1 protein-coding gene is annotated in these 26999 nt (G+C 63.1%); it reads right to left on the bottom strand.

What is annotated here, in order from left to right:
- Positions 1 to 15 precede the first annotated feature (15 nt).
- Positions 16 to 26988: an LEPR-XLL domain-containing protein gene (locus IB265_RS31500; RefSeq protein ID WP_192495717.1), complete on the bottom strand. Its 26973-nt coding sequence runs from the start codon at positions 26986 to 26988 to the stop codon at positions 16 to 18.
- Positions 26989 to 26999 lie beyond the last annotated feature (11 nt).

A 26999-nucleotide genomic window follows, 5' to 3' on the forward strand; every position in this document is an offset into this window, starting at 1 on the left:
CAGTTTACTCGCACGCTAGCGCCCTCCAAAGAGACTGACCAGTCGAGAAAGCAGTCCCTTTCGGGCCTCCCACTCGATTATGCCGTTCAACACTTCTTGCTCACTCGTATCCGCATCATTCTCACCGGCGCCTGAAGTCTTGGCGGCATGATCTCCGACCTGTGTCCAAGCCGTTGGGTCGACAAACGTGCCGGTTGCCTCGTCGAAGACCCATGACTTCTCGTCGCTGCTGCCGAAGCGCACTATGCCATCGCCCCCGCCCGTTGCCGGTTGCCACGCGGCCGCCAGAGCGCCTCTGCCGCTTCCGGCCCAGCCGGATGCCGCGGCTGTCTCGTTCGCCTCGCTAACCCCTGGGACATGGAGATCCGAGGCGCTGATGCCGGCAAGTTTCATCAGCCGTCGCTCAGTCGGGGTTACGAACAGACCCAACTCCTCATCGAACACCTGGGCGTCGTTTCGCGTTTCGGACTGGGTTGCCGGCAGCGGCAACCGGCGCTCGCCGACCTCAAGCGTTTCGGCCATGACGCCGCCGACAGCATCGTCGGCAGAGTGGACCAATCCGGCCTCGTGACCCATTTCATGGAGCAGGACCGAGAGCAGATCGAAGCGTCCCGCGGCTGGGCCGCCACCGATCGCCTGCCACTTACCGTCGACAAGGCTGTACTCCTCGTTATCCTGCGGCGTGAGATCGACGAACCAGCCCCGTCCGGCGGCGTTGCGGTCGATCCTGATTGCGCCGAACACGGCTTCGGCCAGTCGGTCGCCTTCGAGATCGACGATCTGCAGATCGATCGTGCCGAGGCGCGCCAAGGTTGATGCATCGAGCAGCCCCGATTTCGCCCAGAGGGCGACGGCATCGTCGAGCACCGAGAGTGCCTGTCCTCTCGTGATCTCACCACCGGCGACGGTCGTGTCGCCGGTCGCCGCCAGCAGATTGGTCGACGTGTTGAAGGCGGGATCGTTGGTACGGATCAGGAAGCGATCGAACGAGCTTGATCCGACACGTGACATCGTGCCGAAGCCGCCATCGACCAGTGCGGCATTGAAGCCATAGGTGCCGACGAGGCCGCCGTTCACCTGAATGCTGACCGCCGCCCCCTTGAAGATCACCTTCAAAGTATAGTCGACGCCGACATCAAGGACGCGACTGAAGGACTGATCGACCTTGTAGCCGCCCTTGGCACTGACGTGGCCAACAAGGACCTTGTCGTTGGCCACATCGAGGGCGACGAACTTGTAGTCGTTCGGACCATAGCTGTCGAAGACGATGCCGCCCGTGCCCGCCGTCAGTAGCTTGGCCTCGAGTTCGAGGTAGGAGTCCGCCCGGAGCTTGGTGCCAAGGTTGAACGTGCTGATGGAAGCACCGGCGGCGCCGACGAAGCGACCACCTGCGACGGTCCAGCCCGTGGCCGCCGTACCGCTCATCGGGAACCGGCTGGTTGCGTCGAAGTTGTCGGTATAGTCAAGCGACAGGTTTGGCGGCAGGATCTGAACCGAGAAGTTGTCCACCTTCGACTTGGAGCCATCGTTGCCGGCGCCCACCAGACCGCGGTTGAGGCCCACGGGCACGCCATCCTCGATCCTGGGCGCGAAGGTGTAGCCGAACCAGTTCACACCCGCGACCGTCACCGTGACGTTCGTGCCGTTGACGGCGACGAGCACGTCATAGGTTATGCCAGCCTTCAACTGGACGGGCTTGTTCGACTGGGCGACCTGGTGCCAGCCGCTGGCGTCGCGGTAGCCCATTTCGATCTTGTCATTCGAGATGTTGATACCAGCCCATTTGAAGTCGGTCGGCGAGTGGTAGTCGAAGATGACATAGGCGTTGGCCTTCCAGCCCGCCAAAGGCTTCTGAGCGGTGATCTTGGCCGAGATCTCGAAATAGATCGGCAGGTACTGGTCGGCATAGAAGACCGCCGCCGCCTGCCCCCACGATGTCTCGGATTCGACCGACATCATGCCGCTCGAGACTGAGAACTTGCCCTGGTCGGCGGCGAACACGTCAAGCGTGCCGTCGTTGAAGTCGGCCGTGCGCAGAACGTCGCGTCGTCCACCGGGGATATTGCCCGGTTGCGGATCAGTCGGTCCGCCGGTCTGGTCTTGCCAGATGCCGTGATCCTTCTGGGTCACCAGGCCAAGTTCGCCTTCGACCCCGCCCTGGAACTGCGACACATGGCTGTATTGGTCACTGCCATTGACGCTTCCGGTATCGGCCGTGCGGGTGATGTCGACACCATCGCTGAAGGCTTGCGCATAGAGGAAGTCGAAGAGCTGCGGCGGCACCTGACGGCTGACCGTCGCGATGCCGAACGGAGCGAACGGCACGAGATAGCTGTTGAACTCGCCGACCCAATCGATCAGGCGGTCGCCGCCGGTGTTGCCGATCAGGATGTCGAGCCCGGCGCCGCCGAAGACACGATCCTCGTAGACCGGATGCGTTTCCGGCTGGTCGTTCATCCAGCCATTGGTGCTAAGCACATCGTCGGCATTCATGAGGTCATTGCCCCAGCCGCCATAGATGTGATCGCGCCCTGTGCCGCCGACGATCCAGTCGTTGCCGAGGTCGCCGAAGATGGCGTCACTGCCGTCCGTATTGCGGTCGGCGAAGGCGATCGGCGTGCCGTTGGGCGAGAACGCGATCGCGCCGTTGACCAACGGTCCCTCATTGTCGACCAGGTTGAGGAAATACTGGAACTGGGTCGGCGCAGCACCCGACTTCCAGGCGGTTCCGTCAGCATTGAACAGAATCGTCCGGCGCGGATCGTATTCGTCATAGAGGAAGAATTCGCCGAGCTTACTCTGAACCGGCTTCGGTGCGTTCCACGGATCGGTATCGGCACCAAAGCGCAGGATGTCTCCCGGGTTCCAGGGCCGTGTGAAATCGGTGCGCACCAGCCCGACCACGACGCCGTTTTCGAAGCGCTGGGTGTAGCTGAGCGGCAGGGCTTCGCCGCCGCCGACGGCATCGTCGCCGGCGCCGCCATGGATGAAGTCGTCGCCGAGACCGCCGAAGATGATGTCGTCGACGACATTGGCGTCGAACAGCGGATCATCCGCGCCCTGAGCATTCGGCTTCAGGTTATAGGGCGTGAGGTCGACCGATTTCTTCAGCTGGCCGCCGATATTGATCGTCTCGGTCTGCACCTGCCCGGGCGTGTAGATGAATTCGTTGAGCACGTCGCCCTGGCTGGTGCGGGTATCCGGGTCGGTGGCAAGGAGGGCCAGGACGCCGTAAAGCGGCTCTGCATAGGTAGCGCTGTTGCGGCTCGTGAAGATCCGTCCGTCGTCGCCGAGGATGCCGTCCTGGCCGGTACCGCCAGAGATCCAGTCATTGCCCCAACCGCCGATCAGATCGTCATTCTCGGCATCGCCGAACATGCGGTCGTGGCCGCCGCCGCCATAGGCGATGTCGTCGCCGGTTTCGCCGTGGAATTCGTCATGGCCGCCGATGTCATTCTTCGCCCACAGACCGAATTCGTTGCGATAGGCCGCGTCGTTCGGGTTCGTCTTCGAGAACAGGTCAGGACGGAAATCCGGGCCGCCCGGTGTGTAGTCGAGAAGGTGCACGCCGCGGACGACGATGCGTTCGGCGCCGGCGCGGGCCGGATCGTTCACATCGTAATTGTACCGGACGTAGAGCTGCTGGTTTGCCAGCCCGTTGGGGTTGATATCGACGCCATTGATCCCGACAATACGGACGATATTACCGTTGTCGCCGACCATGGTGTCGGCATCGCGGGCATAACGCGCAGCCGCAAGGGTGCCGTCGCCCGGAAGGTCGAGGTCGTTCCGGTCGATTTCGCCGCCGGTACCGCCGAAGATGTAGTCGTCGCCGTCAGGCCGTGCATTTGCATCGGTCAGGCTGAAGAACGAGGACGAGCCGCCGACCAGGTCGTCCTGGCCGAGGCCGCCGAACAATTGGTCATCGCCACCACCGCCTTCGATGTAGTCCTGGCCATCGCTCGCAGCAGCAAAGGATGCGATCACCGTCAACGGACCGATCGGATCGACAACACCACCCGACGTCCGGGAGGCACCGACATGCGACGTGCCGGCGAAGGCAAGTTCGATACCGCCGTCGCCCTGGATGACGTCATTACCCAGTTGGCCGAAGATTTCGTCATGACCTTCGCTGCCGGCAATGTAGTCGTTGCCGAAACTACCAACGCCGGCAGCTCCCTGGTCGAAGGCGAAGGTGTGAAGGGTCGCATAGTCGACCGCATACTCGCTCCACCACGGCGCGCCGTCCGGGTCGCGGTAACGGCGTGCGATACCGTCGACCAAGAGGAGACCGCTGTTGTCGCCAGTGACGGTGCCGAAGCCAGCCGGGATCGGCCGATCCGTACGGCTGTAGAGCAGCGCGCCGGCCAAGGTCTGGAAGCGCTTGCTGAATGTGTCGTCCAGCAAGTTGCCGTCCGCGCCGCCCTGGCGGGTGAGGTAGACGTTGTCGCCGAAGATGCGATCGTCCTGCTGGTCGCCGTCCAGCATGTCATGGCCGGCACCGCCGACGATCACATCGCGGTCAAGCCCGCCGAACACGATATCGTCGGCGCCGTTCTGCAGCTCGGCCGACTTGATCGCCGTCACGAGCACGAGCTCGGTCGTCTGGATTCGCTGTTTGAGACCGGACGGCAGGTTCGGATCGTCCACGAACATCTCGATGACGCCATGGTCGGCGAAGATGATGTCGTCGAAGTCGCCGAGCACACCGGCTGCGGCAACGGCACTCGGTCCGTAGCCGAGATGCGATGCGCCATCACCGAAGATCAAGTCACGGCCGGCCTGCATGAGGTCGCGAACCGCCGACTTCACCGGCTTGATCGTGGTGCCGTTGGTGTCGGTGTTCGGGTTGGCGGAAGGCAACGGGCTGTTGTCGACCGTGTCGATGAAGAGCTGGCGGGTGAAGATGTTCACGTTCACGCCGCTGTCGCCATAGATATGATCGACGCCGCGGTTGCCGATGATCAGGTCGTCGCCGGAACCACCGGCCAGATGATCGCCGGCCTGGCTGCCATAAATCGTGTCGTTGCCCGCGCCGCCATAGATCGTCAGGCCGACGCTGGGCAGACTCCCCCCTCCAACGCCCGCAAACAGTGCGCTGGCGTCGATGACGTCGTTGCCGGCGAGCTTGTAGGGGTTGGCGAGCGGGAAGACCCATTCATCGTCTTCGTTCTCGCCATCCTGCAGTTGCGGGAAGGGATCGAACGGCTTTTCACCGAATTCCATGCCGAGCACATTGTGTGCCTGGCCGGAATACCAGATGCCGTCCTGGCTGGTGTCGCCATAGATGACGAGCGGCGAGTTCGGACCTGCGCCGCCATTGACCTTGATGTAGTCGCCGCCGACGCGCTTGCCGCCATCGAGCGTTGTGTCATAGCCGAACACGGTCAGTTGGACGCCCGTTGCCGGTGTCAACGCCACGTTCTGCAACGTCATCACCGCGGCGGTCAGCGCCTGGATCGTGAACGGTCCGGCATAGCCGCTGACATAGACCTTCTGGCCGACATAGAAGCCGTCTGCTTGCCAGCTCCCGGCGCTGCGCGTCAGGCTGTTGGTGGCAACGTTCATCGTGCCGGAAGCCGTGATCGTGCGTGCTTCGGCGACGTGCAGAGAGCGTTCGGCGTAACTGTTGAACGCATCGGCCGCCAGCGAGACGCCGGCCCCCTGTCCGATGTGGGTGTTCGGCGCGCTCAATACCAGGGCGCTGAGATCGCCCCAGGTCAGGGCCGAGTTCGGCGGCGGCGGAAGGGTCGCGTCGACGATGGCAAGGATCGTCCGGGTGTAGGTCTCGCCCTCAAGCTGGATGACCTGGCCGACCTGGTACCGGTCTTCGGACCAGTCGCGCCCATCGAGGCGGGTCACGACGAGCGAGCCACCGCCGGCACTGGCAATGTTCATCTTGCCGGCGCTTTCGAGGTACATGTTGCCGCCGCCGTGGACGAGCGTCAGGCCGCCATGAGCACCCTGCACATAGAAGCTTTTGACCGCATCGTTCTGCGTGGCGAGCAGCGCGCCTTCTAGCTTCAGCGAGAAGCCGTCATCGGAGATCTCGATAATGCGGAAGTCGCGCTTGCCGTTTTCATCGACCATGGTGATGAGGTGACCGGCAAGATAACCCTCATCCGCCCACTTGATGCCGTCCTGACGGGTGACGATGCCACCGGTATAGGTCGGATCGATACTGACATCCGTGACCACCGTTTGCAGGATCGCGTCGGTGACCGGGTTGATGCGGTTGATAGTCCGGGGCGCGTCGCTGACGAGCGCGAGTTGACCGCCGGTGACGCGCATCGTCGAGCCGACAATCGAGACGATCTGGTATTCACCCTTCGCGAAGTCCTCGTCGATAGTGATGAAATCGCCGACCGCAAAGCCGGTCCATGAGCCTCCATCGGTGCGCACGATGATCCCGCCGGCAATCGTCTGGGCGACGTCGACGGACTTGTTGACGGTGATCACGTCCTTGTCGATCGCGGTGATGGTCAGTGCGCCGCTGGCAACGCCAGCGAGCGATGGGCCGCTGAGAACCAGGATCGAATTGTCGTTCGGGTCGGCGCCTTCTTCCGGATGCAGCGGATCGATGAGGGCGTCGTTGATCGCGACCACGGTCCAGGTGCCCACCTGCCCCGCAATCTTCACGGTCTGGCCGACGAGGAAGCCCATGGACTTCCAATCGAAGCCCGCGCGCACGATCGTGCCGCCGTTGCTGCCGTTCGGCGTCACCGTGAAATTATTGGTGACCTGAACGGAGGGCGCCGGATCGAGCGTGCCCTGGATGACGAGACCATCATTGCCCTCGCCGAGCATCAGATTGACGACCTCGATGGTGCTTTGCGTCGCATTGGTGCCGAACTGGCCGTCAGAACCGACGCTGATCTTGCCGAAGCTGATGCCGCCCGGGAAGAAGCCCGATTCGCCGAAGGTCGGATCGCCGGTGACCCCGAGGCCGAGGCTCAGATCATCGGCCATGTTGAAGCCGGTCAGCGTCGTCTGCGTCATGACGCCGTCGACATCTTCCTTGCTGGTGTCGTTGAAGATGTTGAGGACATCGATCTGTTGCGATTCCGGCGGCTGGGCGCCGATGGCGATCAGGAAGTCGTCCGCTTCACCCGGCAGTTTCAGGCCGTTTTCCAGCGAACGGTCAGCGCCCGTCGGGCCGCCTTCAACAGCCAGCGGTCCGCGCAGCTTCGAGAGATAATGTCCCGAAGCCGGGAAGACCTTCACGCCTTCGCGCGTGACGGGGATGTCGTAGTTGTCGTCCGCCTGCAGGACGACCGTCTGCTGGATATAGTAGTTCCCCGGATTGAACGTCGCGACCGCCGCGGTGCGCAGCACCTTGACGCCCGCTAGCGTGCTGCCGACCGGCAGCAGTCCAGCGTTCTCCGAGGTGATCTGGATCGTGGCATCCTTGGTGTCGTTCTCGCCGCGAATGATCGCGATCTTGAAGTTGCCGATAACGTTGTCGGCGGCGTCGAAGACACGGATCCACTGGCCTTCCAGGAAGCCATAGGCGAGCCAACCGTCCGCATCGTCGGCAAGGCCGGCGATCGTCATCCGATAGGTGGGCGTGCCGTCCTCGATGACCGTATGGAACTGGATATTGCCCGTGAAGGCGCCATCGCTGGCGAGGTCCGAGAGGATGACATCGGCAAGCTGGCCGCCGGTACCGAACGTCCGGTCAACCTTGATGAACTTGCCGTCGACCGTGTCGATTGCGGTGATGTAATAGTCACCGCTGTTGCCGCCGGCGTTGCCGACGCGGATCTGCTGGCCGACGAAGAAGCCTTCATCGACGAAGCTGCCGAGATCGGCGCCCGTGCCGCGGGTAATCTTGCCGTTGAGGCCGTCATTGCTGAAGACGAGGTTGCCGTCGAAAATCTGCGTCGGCCGGAGCCCGCCGATCACCGTATAGCCCGAGCCGGGTGTGACGGCGACGCCGTTGACGCTGACGACATCCGCCAGTCCATCGGTGACGATCGCGACCTGTACGGTGGTGCTGGGCGCCTTCGTCAGCCGGATCGTGTAGTCGTCCGTGTCGCTGCCATCGGCATTGAGCAGCGTCGTGCCGCCGCTTTCGAGCACGACGGCGCCGGCCGTGTCGTTGTCAATGACTTCAATGTCGACATAGCCGGGGCCGGAGCGCAGATTCGGGAAGACATAGTCGTGGTCGGCGTCAGTCGTCAGAACGTCGTCGCGCTGGAAGTAGATGACCGCCGTATGCGGATCTTCGCGCGGGATATCGTCACGCGCCTGAACGCCGATGCGAACCGGGTCATCCCAGTTGGTATGGTCGAAGGTTAGCCGCCAGTAGCCGTCGGCATGTTTGTACATGCGGTCGCCGACCGAGTTGAAGATGTTCGTCGGATCGTCGACATCGAAGATCTGGATATCCTCGTCGCTCGCCTCGTTGAGGAAGAGCTTGACGACGATGATGTCACCCACTTCCGGCGCCGTCGAAAGCTGAACGAGGATCTCGTCCGTCAACTGGGTCGTCGGGCTGCCTTCGATGACCAGCGACCGGCCGTCTTCGATGTTCGTGCCAGGCGCCACCTCGGTGACATAGATTCCGGGTGTGTCGTTGTCCCTGACCAGCACTTCAACATTACGGACGTCAGCCGCGTCAAAGGGGTCGCCGTCGGGATATTCGGCATCGATGTCGATGACATTGGTATCAACGCCGCTCAGATCGGAAATCACGCTGTGCTGGATGACGACCACGCGGTCGCCTTCTGCCCGCGGGTCGTCCGGCGCATAGACGTAGACCATCTGCGGATTCATCCAGTTGCTGCTGTCGAACCGCAGCACGACCGCGCGATCCTTGATGATCTGCGGTACGCCGTTGACCATGACAACATGCTGGAAGTCGCTGTCGGTGACGGTTCCGCCGGGGTTGACGGTGGACAGCCAGACCGTATCGCCAAGGCCGTTCGGCAAGGGCGCTGGGTTCAACAGTGTGCCGTCTTCCTCTTCCTGCGGCGAGCGTGCCGCAGACACGGTGACATAGACCACCTGGCCGGCGAGCGGAGCGATTGCCAGCTTCACCGTGTAGCTGTCCACATTGACCGGGCCGCCTTCGCGCACGGCAGTAAAGCCGCCGGTTTCGTCGATGCGGATGATGCCCTCTTCTCCGGAAGCGACGTTGTAGTCGAAACCGTCGACCAGCACACCGTCGTAGAGCGCGTCACCGGACGTGACGAGATGATCGACAGCACCGGAGGCCCCTTCGAGCTCGCGGGTCACGATGTCTTCGGTCACGTCGCCGGTGACGTTGATCGTATCGGATCCCAGGCCGCCAATGACGCGATAGGCAACGCCGAAGGCGGTCGACTGGACAAAGAATTCGTCGTCACCTTCGAGACCATCGACTTCGACCACTTCGATCGTGGTGTAGCGCACATTGAGACCGGCGCCGAAAATGCCACGTTCGGTGATCGCAAAGTCGTCGGCGAACTCCGTACCGAGGATGACGAGCTTGTCGAAGCCCGTGCCGCCGTCGACGGAAACCGGAGCATTGACGTTGTACTGGACCTCGTCCTCACCACCACCGGCGCGGATGTCGGGCGCCCGCGCAACAGAGAAGCCGAGCCCGATGATCGGCATCGCAACGCCCTGGTCGTCGCGCACGATCACGTCGTCGGTGTAGTCGTCGGGCGTGGAATCGGCATCGGCAAAGTTAATGACGCCGTCGCCATTGGTGTCGAGCGTGACAGCCGGCAGGTCGTCCTGGTCGATCGTGCCGTCGCCATTCCAATCCTGGTTGGCAACAGCGGCGATCGCAAAGGCGCGCACGATGAACAGGTCGTTGTTGTCGTCGCCTTCGAGCCTCAGCTCAGCTTGGTTCGAATAGACACGGAACTCGTCGTTGCCGGTTCCGCCCTGCGCGACCAGCGGCGCGCTGATGCCGGGGCTCAGCCAGCCGCGTGTCGTAGCAACCATGTCCGGGAAGACGTCCTGGGCGAGCAGGCCGCCGCCGAAGAACGGCGTGACGCCGTTTTCCGGATCGTCGGTGCGCTTGTTGCCGAAGATCTGCCCGATCTGGAAGGAGTCGTCCCCCGCTCCGCCCTGAAGCGACACGATCGCCGTCGTATCATCGGAATAGAAGTTGTCGTTACCGCCGAGGCCTTCGACGGTGACGCGACCATTGAGGGCCGTGTCGTAGTTGATGCGTGCGCTCTCGTTCGACGGTTCGTTGTCTTCGATCGTGTCCGCATAGGTGGTCGGCTGGCCATAGACCATCGCGACATAGGCCGGGCGATCGGCCGTTTCATGCGGCAGATAGTTCGCACCGCGCAGCAGGAAGATGTCGTCGATCGGCTTGTTGCCGTCGCCGTCCTTGCCGTTGAATGCCGAGTTGTAGCCGTAGACGTTCAGCGCATCGACGCCGTCGTTGGAGCGCCCGGTATCGAGCACGTTGATGACGTAGTTGCGGTTGAAGTCCGTGCCGGCCGTGCCGCGGCCCGGATTGTTCGAGCCGAGCGTGTAGACCTCATAGAGATCGCTGCCGGAGACGCCGTCGAGCGTCAGCGTGTGCTCGGCGACTGTCGTCATGTTGGGCGATGTCTGCGTCGCTGTATCCTGCAGGTAGTAGACCGTGAAGCGATCTTCGCCGTCGGCAACCGTCGGATCAAGCGTCTGGCTGCCATAGGCCCGCGTCTTCGAGCCGAGGAAGATATAGCCGGGGCTCCCCTGGCTGTTGGTGCCGCCGGCGCCCGAGGGATCGCCGAACTGGATGGTATCGACATCGGTATTGCCAAAGATCCAGGTCAGATTCGTGGCGTGAGGCGCAGCCGTCTTTGGTGCAGCGGTACCAACAGGCGTGCCATTGCTCTTGTTGCCGGGCGTTACTGCGGCATTGGCGATGATGCGCCCGCGCAACAGCATGACCGAACCGAAGCCGATATCGGCATTGGCAAGCAGGGTGATGGCCTCGTCGAAGGCGGTGACGTCGCCATAGATGTCGATCCGCTTCGCCGCCAGGATCTCGCTGTTCGAATCGAGTGTGACGTTGTCGCCGACCCGCAACTGCACATTGCCCTTCTCGGCGAAGATCTGGCCATGCGGGATGAGACGCTCGGCATCAGCCTGGAAGGTCGGGAAGGTGAGGCCGTCCTCGGAGAAGCGTGCGCTGCCGCTGTGCAGCAGGTCGAGGTTCTCGCCCTGGACCGCCGTCTCGCGAACGGTGATGCGAATGTCGCCGTCATAGGTATGGGCGAGCACGAGCCTGAGGTTGCCGGCGCTCTCGCCGGGATTAACGGGTGCTTCCGCCAGATAGATGTTGTTGTCGGCTTCGAGGGCGACGTCGTCGTTCGACGAGCCGCGTGAGGAATCTATCTCCAGGTCGTTATTGAAGGCACCGATCGAGCCGCCGCCATTGGCGTCGAGATCGATGCTCTGGCCGAGCAGGTCAGCGAAATCGTCGCCAGCGCCGTTGTTGCGAGCGTCGAGGATCGAGCCGGCGACGGTACGCAGCGAGATGTCACGCGTCGTATGGACCGTGTGGACGAGCAGGTCGCCGACGACTTCATCGAGGAAGATGCCGAGTGTGCTGTCGGCGGTCGTGTCGAATGCCCTCAGCACGCCCAGGCCGCCGACCCCGTTGCGGATGTCGACGTTGATCTCGAGGAAATCGGTCGGCAGCCCGATGCCGCCGAGCGGCGAGTTGATGTCGAGCAGCGTCGGGTTGAGAACCTGCGCAGCGACCTGTGCATGGTTCGGGTTAAAGAGACCGACACCGGCGGCCATGGTGATGTTGCGGCCGGCGACATCGGCTTCGACATCGCCTTCCGTGAGGCCCCGCGCATCGATGATGCGCCGCGGCGAATAGAGCAGCACGTCCGACGCGGTCGACTTGATCCGCTCGACGCGCATGTCGCCGGTCTTTTCGCTCAAGGCGATATAGCCGTTGGTCACCACATCGATATCGCCGTTTCCGGTGATTTCGGTGATTCCGAGGACATTGATCGTCGTTGCGCCGGGATCGGGATTTGCTGCAGCGACGATGATATCGCCACCGCTGGTGACCGCTCCGGCCTGGAGGCCGGGCAGAGTCCGATTGCCGGTAGCCGGATCAATGCCACGGAAGTCGTAGGTGGAAGCGATCGGCGTGTTGCCGGTTCCGAAAACGCCGCGGCTCAGCTCTTCAGGAAGGCCGCTGTCCGGCCGGAAGAAGTTGTAATGGGTGATCCCGGCTGCCTGGCTCGGCGCCTTGACGAGCACGCCGCCCGAGGCCCCTGCGCCGCTCTGCTCGAGGCTCGCCTGTAGCAGCACATTGGCGCTATCGCCGGCGCTGATCCGGTCGATTTCGACAATGTAGTAGCCGCCGCCGAGATCTTCGCGCAGCAGGGACTTGAGGTCGAGGTTGATGTTCTGGACGGCATCGACGGTAAATGTCTCCGCCGCAATCAGGCTGTGCTGGTTGGTGAGCGGCCCGCTCGGCGAAAGATTGATCGCGACACCGGCGAGGGAATTCGCCAGCGTGCTCGCCAGCTTAACGCTCAGGCCATCGGACGAAGCGATGACATAGTAGTAGCCGCCATCGACGAGCCCACCGATCGCCGTGCTGACCGCGTCATAGCGCACGAGTTGGCCGGTATAGAAGCGGTTTTCGTGCCCGAGGAAGATCTGCTCCGTCAAGCCGCTGACACGGCCGGTATCGAAGCTGACAAGCTGCGGCAGGCCGGCGCTGTCGACGATGTCGATGTTGACGCGGTTTCCTGTCGTGCCGACGTTTTCCTCGGCGCGGATATTGAGGATGTGCGTGCGGATCAGGGATTCCCGGCCGTCGCTGCCGAGCACACCGCGATCGTTGGTCGCGAAAACGGATCCGTCGGTATTGACGATCGAGGTGGTCCCGATCGGGTTTTCGATGGTGCCGTTGATATAGATATCCGACCGGCCGCCCGTGTCGGTGATCTCAATCAGCGTCGGCGCCACCTCGCGCTCGATGTTGAACGTAAGCGTCACCGCTTTCGACGGGTTCAGCCAGGCAAGCGGTTGCTCGTCGGTTACAACGTCGATGTTGTTGATGATGATGTCCTTGTCGGACTCGTTGCGGATCGTGACGCGCTGCAGCGTATCGCGGAACGTCCAGGTGCCGCCGGAACCGACCATCGTGTCGGAATCGAAGACGACGTCGCCCGGGCCAGGATTGACGATGTCGTTGACGACGATGTCGGCGCTCTGGATCGTATCGCCCTCTCCTTCGCTGCTGCCACCACCGCTGGCGCTATCGTTGACGGTCACCTCGACCGCGACGTCGATCTGGCCGTCAGCACCGATGACGAGCTGTTTGACAACCAGTTCTGGCGAGCGCCCGGAGAGAATGAGGACATCCGAATTGAAGTCGATCTGTTGCGGCCGGTCGTCGGGGCTGCTGCCATCGGAGCCGCCGGCGGCAAGCGAACGCTTGCTGTGGTCGGCGTCATCCGTCTGCGAGATCGAGCCGTTGACGGTGGAAGCATAGAGCGCCAGGTGTTCGCTCGATGCCGCGGGCTCCTGCGGATAATCCGGATGGCCGAGAACACCATCCGCATTGTCGCGCGGGCCGGCCGTGACCAGAGCGCCGGCGGCGCCGAATATCTTCGACGCCACGTCGGTGTCGTTGTGCGCATCGGAATCGACGAAGCCGAAAAGGCCTGTGGCACGGGCATAGGACTTGGCATGAGTCTTGACGTTGTCGTAGCGGGTGACGAGGTCGACGCCCTCCCAGCCGGTCAGTTCGGCGTCGGCATTGATGTGCACTTCCGCTTTCGGCCGGGCCGTTATGGTGCTTTCGGCCTGGCCTTCGCCATAGAAGCCGGCGCCGCGGCCGTCGCTGCCGGCGAAGACGTCGAAGCGCCCGACTTTCGCGCTGGCAACGGCGCGTTTGGCATTCAGGACCGCCCGGTCGCCGAGGGTTGCAATCGTGTCGGCCTGATCCGGATCGGGGTTCGGATCCGCAACACCGATATAGACATGCGTGACGGCGTCGCCATCTCCGCCGAAGCCGATGCCTGAACCGGTCGACTTGGCGGAAACGCCAGCTTCGGAATAGGCGGTTAGCCGTGCCAGTTCGCCGGCGACGACGATCGCGTCGGCGCCGATCGTCGCGGCACTGTTGTACTCGATCCAGACTACGGTCGTCGGCGAAGCCAAGCCAACGGCACCGCCAGCGCTCGCATGCGACGAGGCTCCGGTATTGGCATTGGTGCTGGATGCAACGGTGAAGTTCTTGCCGGCGACGATGCGCGTGCCGTCCCCAACCGAGGCAACACTGTTGATGTCCTGGTAGCTGTTGGCATCCGCGTCGCCGACGGCGACGAAGCCGCCGGTGCCGTTGACCGCGTGCGCCGTCGTATTGGTGGTGGCCGACGTGGTGATCGAGACATCGCCGCTCGTCGTTACAAGCGTCGCCGATATCGTGGCGGTCACGTTCGGATTGCTGGTGATATTGGCGTCATTGCCGTTGACGCCAACAAAGCCGCCGCCGGAACCCTTTGAATAGGCCGAGGATACGCCGTCGCCTGACTGCGGCGCGATTTCGCTGAGCGAGACCTCGCCCGGGCCGAACAGGAACTGGCCGCCAGCTACCGACGTCACTGCATCGTTGATGTCGATCCGAAGCTGTTGCTCGCTCGTGCTGTCGCTCGATATGTCGACGGCCAGCGCGCCAATGCGATGGTTGGCGTAGGGGCCGGAAAGCCCTGTCGGCGTCAACGTCATCTGCGTGCCGCCGGAAGGCGCGTCCCACAGTTCGAAGGTATCGTCGCCGGGCCCGCTGACGCCACGGACATAATAGGTCTTGCCGTCTTCGAGCCCGCCGATTGGCAGATTCTTGGCGTTGATCAGCGAATGGATGTCGTCGGCAGTCTTCGCCTTGTTGGGCGTGAGCGTGATGATCGACTGATCGAAGGTCTTGGTGAGCGTCGTTTCAGTAACGCTGTTGACGACCGACAGGATCAGCGTGCTGCCGCTGACGCCGGTAACGGTGTAGGTACCGCTGTTGGCACCGGCGCCGCTGATGAACAGAGTACCAGTTCCAAAACCGAAATCGGCCCAGTTCTCGCCATCGGTACGGATGATCCGGTCGCCGGCCCCATTGCGGACGAACTGAACCTGTTCTGTGACCACGTCATTGCGTTTCAGTTGGATCGTCGTCGAATTGACGACGTGGACACGGTAGGTCTGGCCATCGGACAGCCCTCCAATCGGCGTTCCGGGCGCTCCCGTTTCCGTTTCGACGTTGTAGACAACGTGCTCGCCCTCGCTGAACCCATGGTTCAGCGCGTTGCCGTTGTCGTCAAAGAAGCGAATGTTGTTCTGCGTGCCGTCGTCAATCGGTGAGCCATCGGGATTGAGTGCCGTCGGATGGACATCGACCTGCCGGCTGACGAAGGTCTTGGCGTCGGGCGCGTCATAGGTGACGGCAATGCCATTGGTGAACCCATGACCGGAGATCGTGATCTGATTGCCGGCGATGTCGTCGGGCTGGAAGTTCTTGAAGTAGTTTTGCGGGTTGACCGCCTTGTCATGCGTATTGACCAGTTTGATATGGGACTCGTCGATAACCAATACGTAGTAGAGATTGCCTTCTGTCAGGCCGAAGCTGTTAACCGTTTCGTCGGGCCCGGCATAGTAACGCACGGCATCGCCGCTGATGAAGTTATGCGCACCCTGGAAAGTAATAATCTCGGTTTCGGCATCGATGCGTGCGGCATTGAAAGTCGAGCCGAAGTATAGCTTGTTCGGGTCGACATTGCCGCCATCGATGACGTTGATGACGTTGTACTGACGGTTGACCGCCGGATCCTGCGGATCGGGCCAGTTAAGACCGGGGATCACCGCGCCACCGCTGCCGGCATCGTATTCGACGGTATCGCCGGTCACGAGACCATGGTTGTTGACAGTGATGGTGTTGGCGACACCATCGGCGTCGACGACTGCATAGTCGGGCTGCGTGCCTGGAATGGGCGCGGCAATCGCCTCGACCGAAACCGTGCCGGTCGCATTGATGACGCTGCCAGTGCCAATGGTGCTGGAGACGGTCGGGCTGACATTGGTCGTGGCATCGGAATCGCCGGCGCCGAAAATGCCGCCGATCGTCACGCCGACGACCTTCGAATCCCCTTCGGTGTTGGCGAGTGCCTTGAGCCGGATATGGCGTGCGGACTGAACGGACGTATTGTTGCCGATGGTCGCCGCAACGGAGGACGGGCTTGCGGTTGCCGTGGCGCTGTTGAGCGTCAGCGCCCCGAGGACGCCGCCGCCTGTCGCTTCCGCAACGGCGAGCGCGCCGTTGATCGCAAGCGCGTCGACCCCGATGTCGCGAACCGAAACGATATTGGCATTCATCGCCGCGTTCGACTGGCCGTTAGCGGTCGCTTCAGCATCGGTTGCACCGACAGCGGCCGCACCAAAGGAATTCGCCTCGGTGTTGGCGACGGCGTAGTTGCGCAGGCGCGACTTGATATCGATGTCGTTGGTAATGGTCAGGCTGCCGCCCGCGCCGATCGTAGCATTGACGATGGCGTTGGCCTTGGCGGTGGGCACTGCGCCCTGGCCGCTGAACAGGCCGCCACCCGAGGCTTCGGCAAAGGCCTTGGCGCCACGATCCGTCGCTGTTTCGCCGACGAAATTGTGGGAGGCGAGCATGACGATGCCGCCGGCTGTAATAGTCGAATTGCCACCGATCAGCGCACTTGTCGTCGGCACGACATTCACCGTCACGAAGCTCGTGCCGACCGCGCCGAGACCGATGGTGAGCGCGAAAACATCGCCCTTGGCATTGTGGCTCGAAAGCGCTTCCAGCGTCACGGTGCCGGTGGCATCGATGTTTGCGCCGCCAAGGATCGATGCTTCGATGTTGGTCTCAACATCGATCAGCGCAAAATTGAACGAGAGGCCGAGCGCACCGCCGGCGAGCGCAAAGGTCTCCGCCTTGGCGTCGACGGTCGAGTCCGCATGCACAGTGATCGCACCGACCGTGTCGGTCTGGCCGATCTGGCTGCCAGCCCCGATGGTCGCCAGAGATTCGATAGTGCTGTCGTCCGTGTCGCCGATATTGAGGTCGACATAGGAGGCGCCGGCCGCCACTGCGCCGACCTGTATGCCTGTCGTCGTGACGTCGAAGTCCTGCGTGTTCGAAGCGTTGACCGACAACAGGGCGGCATTCTCCACCACGGTTCCATCGAGCAGGCGGGCCTGCACGCGGCTGGTATCGTTGATGACGATGACCGATGCGCCGAGGCCGACGAACCCGCCCTGGAAGGCGACGGTCGTCACATCGACCTCTTCGTCAAGCTCAGCCTCGACCTTGATCTGGTTGCCGGCGCTGAGGTTACCGCCGGCCTTTGCCTTGACCTGTCCGGAGACGTTGAGCACGGTCACGGCTGCGCCGGCGCCGACGAGGCCCGCGGCAGCGTTGCCGATCAGAAGATCGACCTTCATGTTCTGGCGCGAGACGACCAGAATGTCATGGCCGGCCTCGACATCCGCACCGGCTTCGATCGTGGCGGTGGTACCGTGCTCCTCATTCGTCGGGATCAACGCGGCATCGAGGTCCGCGCCCGAGAAGAACGACGGGTCGTTCAGCCGGTCCGATGCACCCTGCATGTTGTCCCTGACACGGGAGTCCGCGGTGCGGGAGTTTCCGTCGCCGCTGAAACCGGTCATCTGGCCGGTCAGTTCGCCGACGCCGCCATCGGTCTTTTCCCCCGCATCGGCGGCCGCGTTGTCGCCACCACCTGTGGTGGCATCGCCCGACGTGCCTTCCTTCTCGTTGGCGTAATCGTCCTTGAAATCCTGTCCGATCGACCAGACCGAGACCGACGCACCGAGGCCCACGACGCCGCCGACGCCGCTGAAGGCGAAGCCCTTGAGGGCCTGAATCGAGTCTGCACTGACAGCGACATCGTTGCGGGCCAGGATGTCAGCATTCGCGCCGATCGAGGCTGTGGTGTCGTTCTTGATGCTGCCGAAATCGATGCCACCACCGATGCCGACGAAGCCGACGGCAGCCGAGCCGGCAAAGGACGTGATGCGGACATCATTGGCGGCGTTGACATAAACGCCCTGCCCGAGGCCGACATTGCCCGGATGCAACTGATAGTCTGCAAAGCCCTGGTTGATCGCGGCACCCGCGCCGATGGCGGCCAAAGTATCGGAATCGATGATTGTCACACTGACCGCACCGGCAATGCCGACATAGAGCCCGCCGGCGCCGGCAACGGCGATATGCGTAACGATTTCCGACGATTGCGCCTGGACGATCACGCCGTGCGCCTCACCGGAAAGCGTGGAGAAACCGGTCGGATCGCCGCCGCTGGTCGTGATCTGGCCGTCGAGCACGTTCGAGATACCCGCGCCGTTGGCGCGCGCGTCGATCGTCGCGTTTTCGCCGATCGTTGCCTCGGTATCCTTGGTGACGTTGACGACGCCAACGGAGCCAGCGGCACCACCGCCGGCGAGACCGATGGCGACCGCACCGGAAACGATGGTGAACTGCGAGTCGTCCTTGGCCATGACGGCGACATCGCCGCCGGCCTCAACCGTCGAATCCCCGATGCGCGCGAACGTATCGGCATCGAGCGAGACAACCGAGACGCCGCCGGCGAGGCTGACGGCGCCGCTTACCGCAAGCCCGGCGGAGACGACGAGAACCTTTTCCTTCGCAGTAGCGATGACCGCTACATCATTGTTCGCGTCTACGAGCGTGTCGTCGCCAATAGTCGCCTTCGTTTTCGTGGTAATGACCGACACGTCGACTGCCGGAGCGGCTGCACCCGACCCGCCGAAGGCCGCACCGGCGCCAACGCCGAGGTGGCTGAAATCGCTGGCCGCAGCGACTAGGACCGACTGCGCCCCATTGCCGCCACCGCTCATGTCCTGATTAATGCGGGCGCCTTCCCCGATCAGCGCGGTCGTCGTCGTGTTGAGTACGTTGACCGCCGCACCGACGGCGACACCGACGGACCCGCCGCCGCCAACGCTAATGGCCGCCGTTTCGATATCGTCCTTGGTGCTTGCCGAAACTGCGACGCCGCGGAAGCCGCCATCAACGGCGGCCGTCGCCGTCCGCTGCTGGGTCAAGCCTGGATCGGTTGGGGTACCGTCATCGCTCTCATCCTGGTCGAGGTCATTGAACTGGCCGAGGCCGCCGCCGCCTTGCTTGATCGGCACGCCCGCTTCGAGACTGTCCTTGCTGACCTGGCCGTCGGTCTGCGGGTCATAGCCATCGCCCATGCTTTGCGATCCGGCAAAGCTGATGTCGAACCGGCCGGTGCGTGCAGCCACGCTGTGCTGGCCCTCGCCGGTCACGCGCGCGTCTTCACCGATGAACGATTCCGTCGTCTTGGTGACGACGGCCACACCGGCTGCGACACCGACGCCGGCGCTGCCGCCAACGGCAACGCCGCCGACGATCAGATCGAGCTCCGTTTCATCGACCGCCTGCACCAGCACGCTGCCAAGGGCGCGAACGTCGGTCAGGCCCGCATTGCCAATGCCGTCGATCGGATCGTCGCCGATGAAGGCGCGAGTCTTCACGTCGAAGATGAACACATCCGCCGAGACCGTGATCGCGGCTGAGGAGGCCCCGCCGGCTGCGACCGAGAAGGAGCCGACATCCTCGTTGCTGGTTGCCTCGACCTTGATGTTGCCATCGGCATCCATATCCATGCCGGAATCGATCGATGCCTGCGTGGTCTTGATCAATGTCGCGATATTCACGCCGGCGCCAACTGCGGCGCTGCCGCCGGACGCAGCAAGCGATCCCGCAACCGTCAGGAGATCCGTCTCGCCATAGGCGTAGGCGGCAACACCCGGATCGTTTGCACCGGACTGGGCCGTGACCGCCGTATTCGAGCCGATGCGCGCGATCGTCGTTTCCGTCAGCACCGTGACAGCGACAGAACCAGCCACGGCTGCGCTGCTGGTCGATACTCCACCGGCGGCGGCGATCGTGGTCACGTCCTCAGTCGAAATCGCCGAAACATCGAGACCAACGGGTCCGCCTGTTTCAACGTCGGCGTGGCCGCGGATCTCGGCCTTCACATCGTCGATGTGAACGAAGACCGTGCCGCCGATGCCGATGCCGGCACCCTGGCCGAAGGCGATGCCGCCGGCGAGCGCAAAGATCTTGGCGTCACCGGTTGCCTTGAGGGAGACATTTCCGCCGGCATGAAGCTCGGATTTGTCGAGTGCTGTTCCCGTCTCGACATAGGCTTCGGTCGAGCTGTCGAGCACGACGACACCCACCGAGGCCGCCACACCGGAGCCGCTGAGGCTCAATCCGAAGGTGGCTGCAATCGAGGTGATGGTGTCGAATGAATCGGCGTTGACGAGGATATTGCCGGCAATGGCACCGAGATCCGCAGTTCCGCCGACCCAGGCGCTGGAATTGCGGATGATGACATTCACGTCGAGGCCGATGCCGACACCGGCATTGCTGCCGCCGGACAGTCCGATGCCGCCAGCACCACTGACCATGGTCAAGATATCGGTCGCTTCGACGGTCACCCCGCCATTGCCGTCGAAATCGGAGCCGTCATTGATGAAGGCATGCGTCTCCATGAAGACGACGTTGACGCTTGAGGAACCGCCCACCGCCGTTCCGTTGCTTGCCGCAACGCCGGCAGCAAAGCTGGTCACCGCCAGATTGCCGATGACAGGAATGCTCTCCGTAATCGGCAGCAGTTCGGCATGGGCCGTGACACCAATCGCGCCGCTCGCCTCGGCATCGACGCCGGTCCCGACGTCGGCCTTGGTGTTGAGATCGTTGACGATATTGATGGAAACCGCGACGCCGACACCGGTGCCGCCATTGAGGCTCAGCGCCGCGCCGCCGGCGATGCTCTGCATCTCGTTGACGCTGACCGCATTGATAGCGATCCCGCCGGCGTTGGCGTCGAGATCGGCGTTGTTGCCGATGATAGCACTCGAATTGACGTCGAGATAGTTGATCGCGACGGAGCCGCCGACGGCGGTGTTCTTCGAGACGGCGCCTGCCAGTGCCCGCGCCTGGAAGGTATTCCTTTCGCCATCGGCCGTGATTGCCCGCACCTTGATCGAACCGGCGGTAAGATCGGCGCCGGAATTGACCTGCGCGGTATTGTCGAGCAAGGCGATATTGAGGCCGACAGCGGCGGCAACGCCGGTATTGGCGCTCGTGTTGGTCGCCGTCGCCGTGCCGAGCGCACGCGCGTCGGTGGTCATGGTCGCTGCGATTTCCATCGCGCCCGAAGAACCGATCACGACATTGCTTGCGATCGTCGCGGTGTTGTCGGCGTCGAGGAAGTTGACGGCGATCGTTGCGGCGACGCTGGTCCCGCCCTGTGTCGACTTACCCGTCTCATTCGTGCTCTTGCTATCGGCGGTGCCGAGACTGCTGCTGCCAGATTGGGTCGGCGCCTTCGAGCCGCCACTCTGGTTCTGCGCCATGTTCGTCTGGTTGCTGCTCTCCTGGTCGGAGTTCGCCTTCGAGGTATCATTTCCCTTGGCGCTCGCCTTGGACTCTGCCTTCGTGTCGAAAGTCGACGTCGCGGTGACACTGACATTGTTGGCGCCGGAGAAGTTCCTGCCGACAAAGGCATCGTTGGTCACTTCGGCGATGTTCAAAGCGAGCGAAACGCCGACGCCGACATTGCTGCCGGCCGCTTCGCCGTCGCCGAGCGTGTGGATCGTGCTGGCATGGCTCGCCTGCGCGGCGAGATTTCCGGTCAGCGTGATCGCACCGCCAGCACCCGAGCCGATATGTGCATCCGTGTCATTATCCACGTAGGCGACTGCAATTGCGCCACCGACAGCAGTGTTGCCGGCTGCGCCCGCCTTTGCCGTGGTGGTGACCGTATCGTTCGAGGTGGCAAGTGCCTGAAAGTTGCCGGTGTTGCCGCTGATCGTTTCGCCGTTTTCGATCCCGGCGAAGGTCGTGTTGAGCGAAATACCAAGCGCTATCGATGCGCCGACGCCAGTGCTTCCTGAGCCGCTGCCGGCACCATGGGCCGTCGCTTCTGTCGTCGATTTGGTTGTGTTGGTTGCCTGCAGGCTGACGTTGCCGCCAGTGAGCGTCACAGACGTCGTGCCGCCACCGCCGTGGTCGAGCCCAATCGTGCCGAGCGTATTGGTGGTTGCAACGCTCAACGCAAACGAGCCCGCCACGCCGGTTTCGCCGCCGCTCGCACCTGACGTGGATTTCGCACCGAAATTGTGCTCGGCGTTGCCGCCGACCGTCTTCATCGTCGCCGAAGCGGTGAGGCCGTCGGCCGTGATGTGCGCGCCGGCGCCGACCGAAGCTTCGTTGCGCATGGTCGCGACGTTGATGGCAACGGCGACACCGACGCCGGTGCCACTGCTCGTGGTCGTCGCCTTGCCGTCGCCCGTCGCACTGGCATTCATGTTGTTGGAGGACTGGAGCTGAAGCGCTCCGGTGCCCGCACCTTGCCCGGCAATGATCGTGACGCCATCACCGATCGAGGCGACGGCGAGCGACGAGGAAACGTTGAGGGCGAGCGCTGCGGCGACGCTTACCTGGCCCCCGCCGGTACCGCCCTGGCTCGTTGCGGACTTGTCACCCGTGTTCGTCTTGCCCGATTTCTCGTTGGCAAGTTGCTTTTGTTTATTCTTCTGGTCGTCAGCGGTGGTGTTGCCGCTGTCGCTTTCCTTATCCTTGTCCGCACCCGCGGCACTGGCTGTAGCTTCGGCCTTGCTCGCGCCATCGCCATGGGCCGAGAAGCTGACATTGCCATCCGCAGTGATGTTGCGGGCGGTGCTCGCAGTCGCGCTGTCATCGACGAACGCAAGCGCAATAGCGGCGCCGACCGCTGTATTCCCGGCGATTGCGTCGCCGAGTGCCGAAGTCGTGCTGTCGCCATGGTGGGTCGCGGTCGCGGCGAAGGCGCCGTCAAGGTCGATAAGGCCTCCAGTGCCGAGCTTTGCCTCCGTCACATTGTCGGCAACAGTGATCGCGATAGCGCCGCCAACACCGGTACCATCTTCGGCAGTCGCCCCGGATTCCGCCGTCGTGGTGGTCTTGTGGCTACCGGTGGCGCTGAGCGTCAGGTCGTCGAGTCCTGTGAGGACCACGGAATTTTCGACCTTGGCCGATGCCGTGTTGTCGGCTGCGTTGATGGCGAAGGAGGCTCCGACGCCGGTGCTGGCACTCTCGGCATCCGCCTCGGCGACCGCGCTGCTTTCCGAAGTATTGGAGACCGTCAGCGAAGCGTCGTCGCTGCTGAGCGTGACGCTGGCGAAAGGCCGGATCGCCGATTCTGCGGTCGCATCCGACACGTTGAGCGCAAACGATCCGGCAACGCCGGTGTCGCCGCCGCTGGCGCCGGAGGTCGAATGCGCTTCGAAGACGTTCTTTTGGTCGCCGCCGACATTCTTCATGGTGGCAGACAGGATGACGCCGCCGTCGGCGTTGACGACCGCACCGTTGCCGATGATCGCCCTGTTGCTCATGTCTGCGACGTTGATCGCCACGGCGGCGCCGACCGCCGTGCCCGAGGTTTCGCTTTCGAGCGTCGCGCTGCCATCGGCGATGGCCGAAGCATCCATGTTGTTCTTCGCCTGCAGGCTCACGCCGCCGGTTCCGGCGCCGTCGCCAGCCGTCACGTTGCGGCCAATGGCGATGCTGGCCAGCGCTTCGCTGTCGGAGACGTTGATCGCAAGGGCGGCCGCGACGCCGACATCGCCACCGCTGCCACCGCCGGTGTTGGCGGTCTGGCTCGTGTTGTCGGCATCGCCGGATTTGCTGTTGGCGAAGTCTACCTGCTTCTGCTTCTGCTGATCGGCCTTGGTGTTGCCATCGGCGGATTCGTCGTTCTTGTCGGCGCCTTTGGCGCTGGCTTTCGCGTCCGCCTTGCTGGAGCCATCGCCGAGCGCCGACAGGCTGACCGAACCGTCGGCACGCAGATTGCGGTTCGTGGTCGAAATCGCGCGGTTGTCGACGAAGGCAAGCGCAATCGCGGCGCCGACCGCGGTCGAACCGATCGCCGTGCCGTCAGCCGTGGTTGTGCTCAGCCCATGATGGGTCGCCGTTGCCAAGAAATCACCGGTTATGTCGAGCTCGACATCGTCCGTCCCGAGCGAGGCGCGGGTGGTGTTGTCGATCACGTCGATCGCCACTGCGCCACCGATGCCGGTGCTGCCGCCGGTGCCGCCGGCTTCCGCCGTCGTCTCGGATTCATGGCTGCCGGTTGCCGAAAGCGTCACGTCGTCTGCGGCCGTGACCGTCGCACCGTTTTCGAGCTCCGCGATGGAATTGTTGTCGATGACGACAAGAGCTACCGAGCCGCCGATGCCGGTCTCGCCGGCTTCACCGAGATCATCGCCATTGGGGGTGGCGGCCGTCTCGGCGTGAGTGGTCGACGAGGCCGTGAGGCTGAGATCCGCGCCATTGAGATCGACCGTCGCACCGGCCTCGATCACGGCTTCGACGTCGGTCATGATGATGTTGATCGCGAGAGCCCCGGCGACATTGGTTTCGGCGCCGCCCGCACCGGCTTCCGCCGTCACGACAAAGCTGTCGCCGGCATTCAGCGTGGCATTGAGGTTGACGGCGCTCGCCGTCAGATCCGACGTTCCAGCGACATAGGCACGGGTGGTTACATCGGCGATGCCAAGCGCGACAGCCACGCCGACGCCGGTCCCGGCGCTGCCCGTAGCCGAGCCGTCGGCGGCTGCCGTGACGCTCTCGGTGGAGGTCGCCGTCAAGGCAAGTGTGCTTGCGGAAACGAGGGTGGAACTGTCGAGATAGGCTTCCGTCGTTGTCCGGTAATCGGAAACCGTGACGGCACCTGCGAAGGTGATGTCGCCGCCGCTGGTCGCCGCCTTGTCCGAGGTATTGCTGTCCTGGTTCGGGTCGGCGAGCCGCTTTTCGGATTCGCTCGTGCCATCGCCCTGGTTCGAACCACCGGCGCTGGAGATCGCGGTGGTGCTGACATTGCTGGTCAAAGTCGCGCTGAAGGCGACGGAATCGGGCAAGTTACCGCCATTGGCGTTGAGCGACGAGTTGCCCGCCATATAGGCGCGCGTCGTCGCGTTCACTTCCGAAACGGCAACGCTCGCGCCCTTGGAGCCCGAGCCGCCATCCGCGGTTGTCGTCAGTGCCAGCTGGGTGTCGGCGGTCAGAGAAACGGAGCCGGATATGTTGAAGGCACTGCCGCCCAGAACTTCTGTGATGGAATCGCTGAGAACAACCGTCACGGAAACCGCGGCATCCTTGGTCGTGTCGTTCTCGCTTGCATCGCCTTCGTCGGCCGCGGTCAGCGAAACGCTGACCGAACTGCCGGCCGTCAGGCTCGCGGCCGTCAACGTGCTGTTGTCAAATCTGATCCTCGCCTCCGGCAGAACGGTGACGATGACGCCTTCGAGCGGACCAACCTCCGCGGTCGAAGCCGAAACGGTCGCATCCGCCGTCGCCGAGATCTGCACGGCGCCAGAGGCGGTGATGGTCGCGCCGCTGAGGTCGATGATCGCCTCGGGTGTCGCGAAATAGGCGCCGCCGGTGATTTTGCCGTCGTCTTCGGCGAGCGCCACAAGGGTGACCGTCGTCGCCGAGACATTACCTGAAACCGTGATCTTTTCGACATGAACCGCCAAGGCGCCGAATGTGTTCGTCCCCTCGATGAAGACTTCGTCCTTGCCGTCATCGCCAGCTGTATCGGCAGCGTTCTCGCCAAAAACAGTAAAGCTTGCAGCCCCTAGATTGACACCCGTAACCGTCAGGACATCCTTCGACAGCAGCGGGATCCCGAGGTCGGCGCCAAGTTTGATTGTCAGGCTGTTGGTGGGCTTGGCGAAGGTGACCTTCTCGAAGGTCGGGATAAGCGACAGCGACTCGAGCGTCAGAGTGCCGTCACCGTTATCCTTCAGCCTTGCTTCGTCGTCGAAATCGCTGGTCGCGATAATACGATCGGCGACGACCGTATTATCTGTGATCGGCTCCAGGCCATCGTAGCGCAGAACCTGACCATCGCGGGTGATCGTGCCGGACGCGGGACCGGTCGCAACGTAGGTGACGGAATGGAAGAAGCCGCCATCGAGAACGAGACTGTCGAAGCCGCCGGCACCACCGTCCATGACGCCGGTCAGACCGCCGCCAGCTGAAACGAAGAAGGTGTCCTCGTTGTCGGCAGAACCCTTGAGATTCTCAACCTCGACGAAGGACACCCCTGAAACGTTGCCGGAATTCAATCCGGTTATGTTCCAGTCGGTATCTTCCGGCGGTCCGATCACTGCGTCGCTGCCGGCCCCACCGCTCAGCAGGACCTTGCCCGAAACGGCGTTGTCGAAACCATTATGGACGAAGGTGTCGTCGCCGGCGCCGGTGTCGATCGTCAGCTTCAGATTGGGCGAAGCGAAGGTGTAGGACACCAGCGCGCCGCCATTGATGCTGTCAAGCGTCGAGAACCCGTCTCCCGGCGTGCCGGCATCGCTGAGACGCAGAGTCTGCCCCTCGCCCGTCATGTCGGCAAAGATGCGCTCCTGCGCGGTTGTCGCATCGGTCACGGTCGAGACGCCACCGATACCGATCCGATGGCTGATCTCGCCGTCTGCGGCGGTAAACACACCGGAGCCTGCACCATCGACCGCGAACTCGACGAGATCGAACACGCCGCCGGTCAGCGAGAGCCTGTCGTCGCCGTCGCCGCCTTGAAAATCGATATCGAGCGCCTGAAGGAAATCCGTGCCGAAATCGATTGTCAGCGTGTCGTTCGCAGCAGTACCGGTCACCCGGATATAGTCGATTTCCGCGGCATTCCGCTGCGCAACGAGGAGGCTCGACCTGTTGTCGTAAACCTGGACCGCCTGGATCAGGTTGTCATAGCGCAGGCTGTAGTCAGCGCCGCCATCACCGACCATGTCCACCGCAAAGGGCATGATATCGGCAGACAACAGATAACGGGGCTCAAGCGTCTCGAGCGCGAGCCCGGGTAGATGGCTGGTTTCCGAGCGCGGTGTGAAGCTTCGTGCCTTCCTGCCACCGAACCACCGGAAAAGGCGTTCGATCATCGCCGTTTCCT

Origin of the sequence: Ensifer sp. ENS10, from assembly GCF_014852025.1 — a bacterium.
Classification (GTDB): Bacteria; Pseudomonadota; Alphaproteobacteria; order Rhizobiales; family Rhizobiaceae; genus Ensifer.

Bases quoted from the DNA above. Each gene is read 5' to 3' on its own strand.
- IB265_RS31500 (WP_192495717.1), bottom strand. From the start codon at position 26,988: ATGATCGAACGCCTTTTCCGGTGGTTCGGTGGCAGGAAGGCACGAAGC.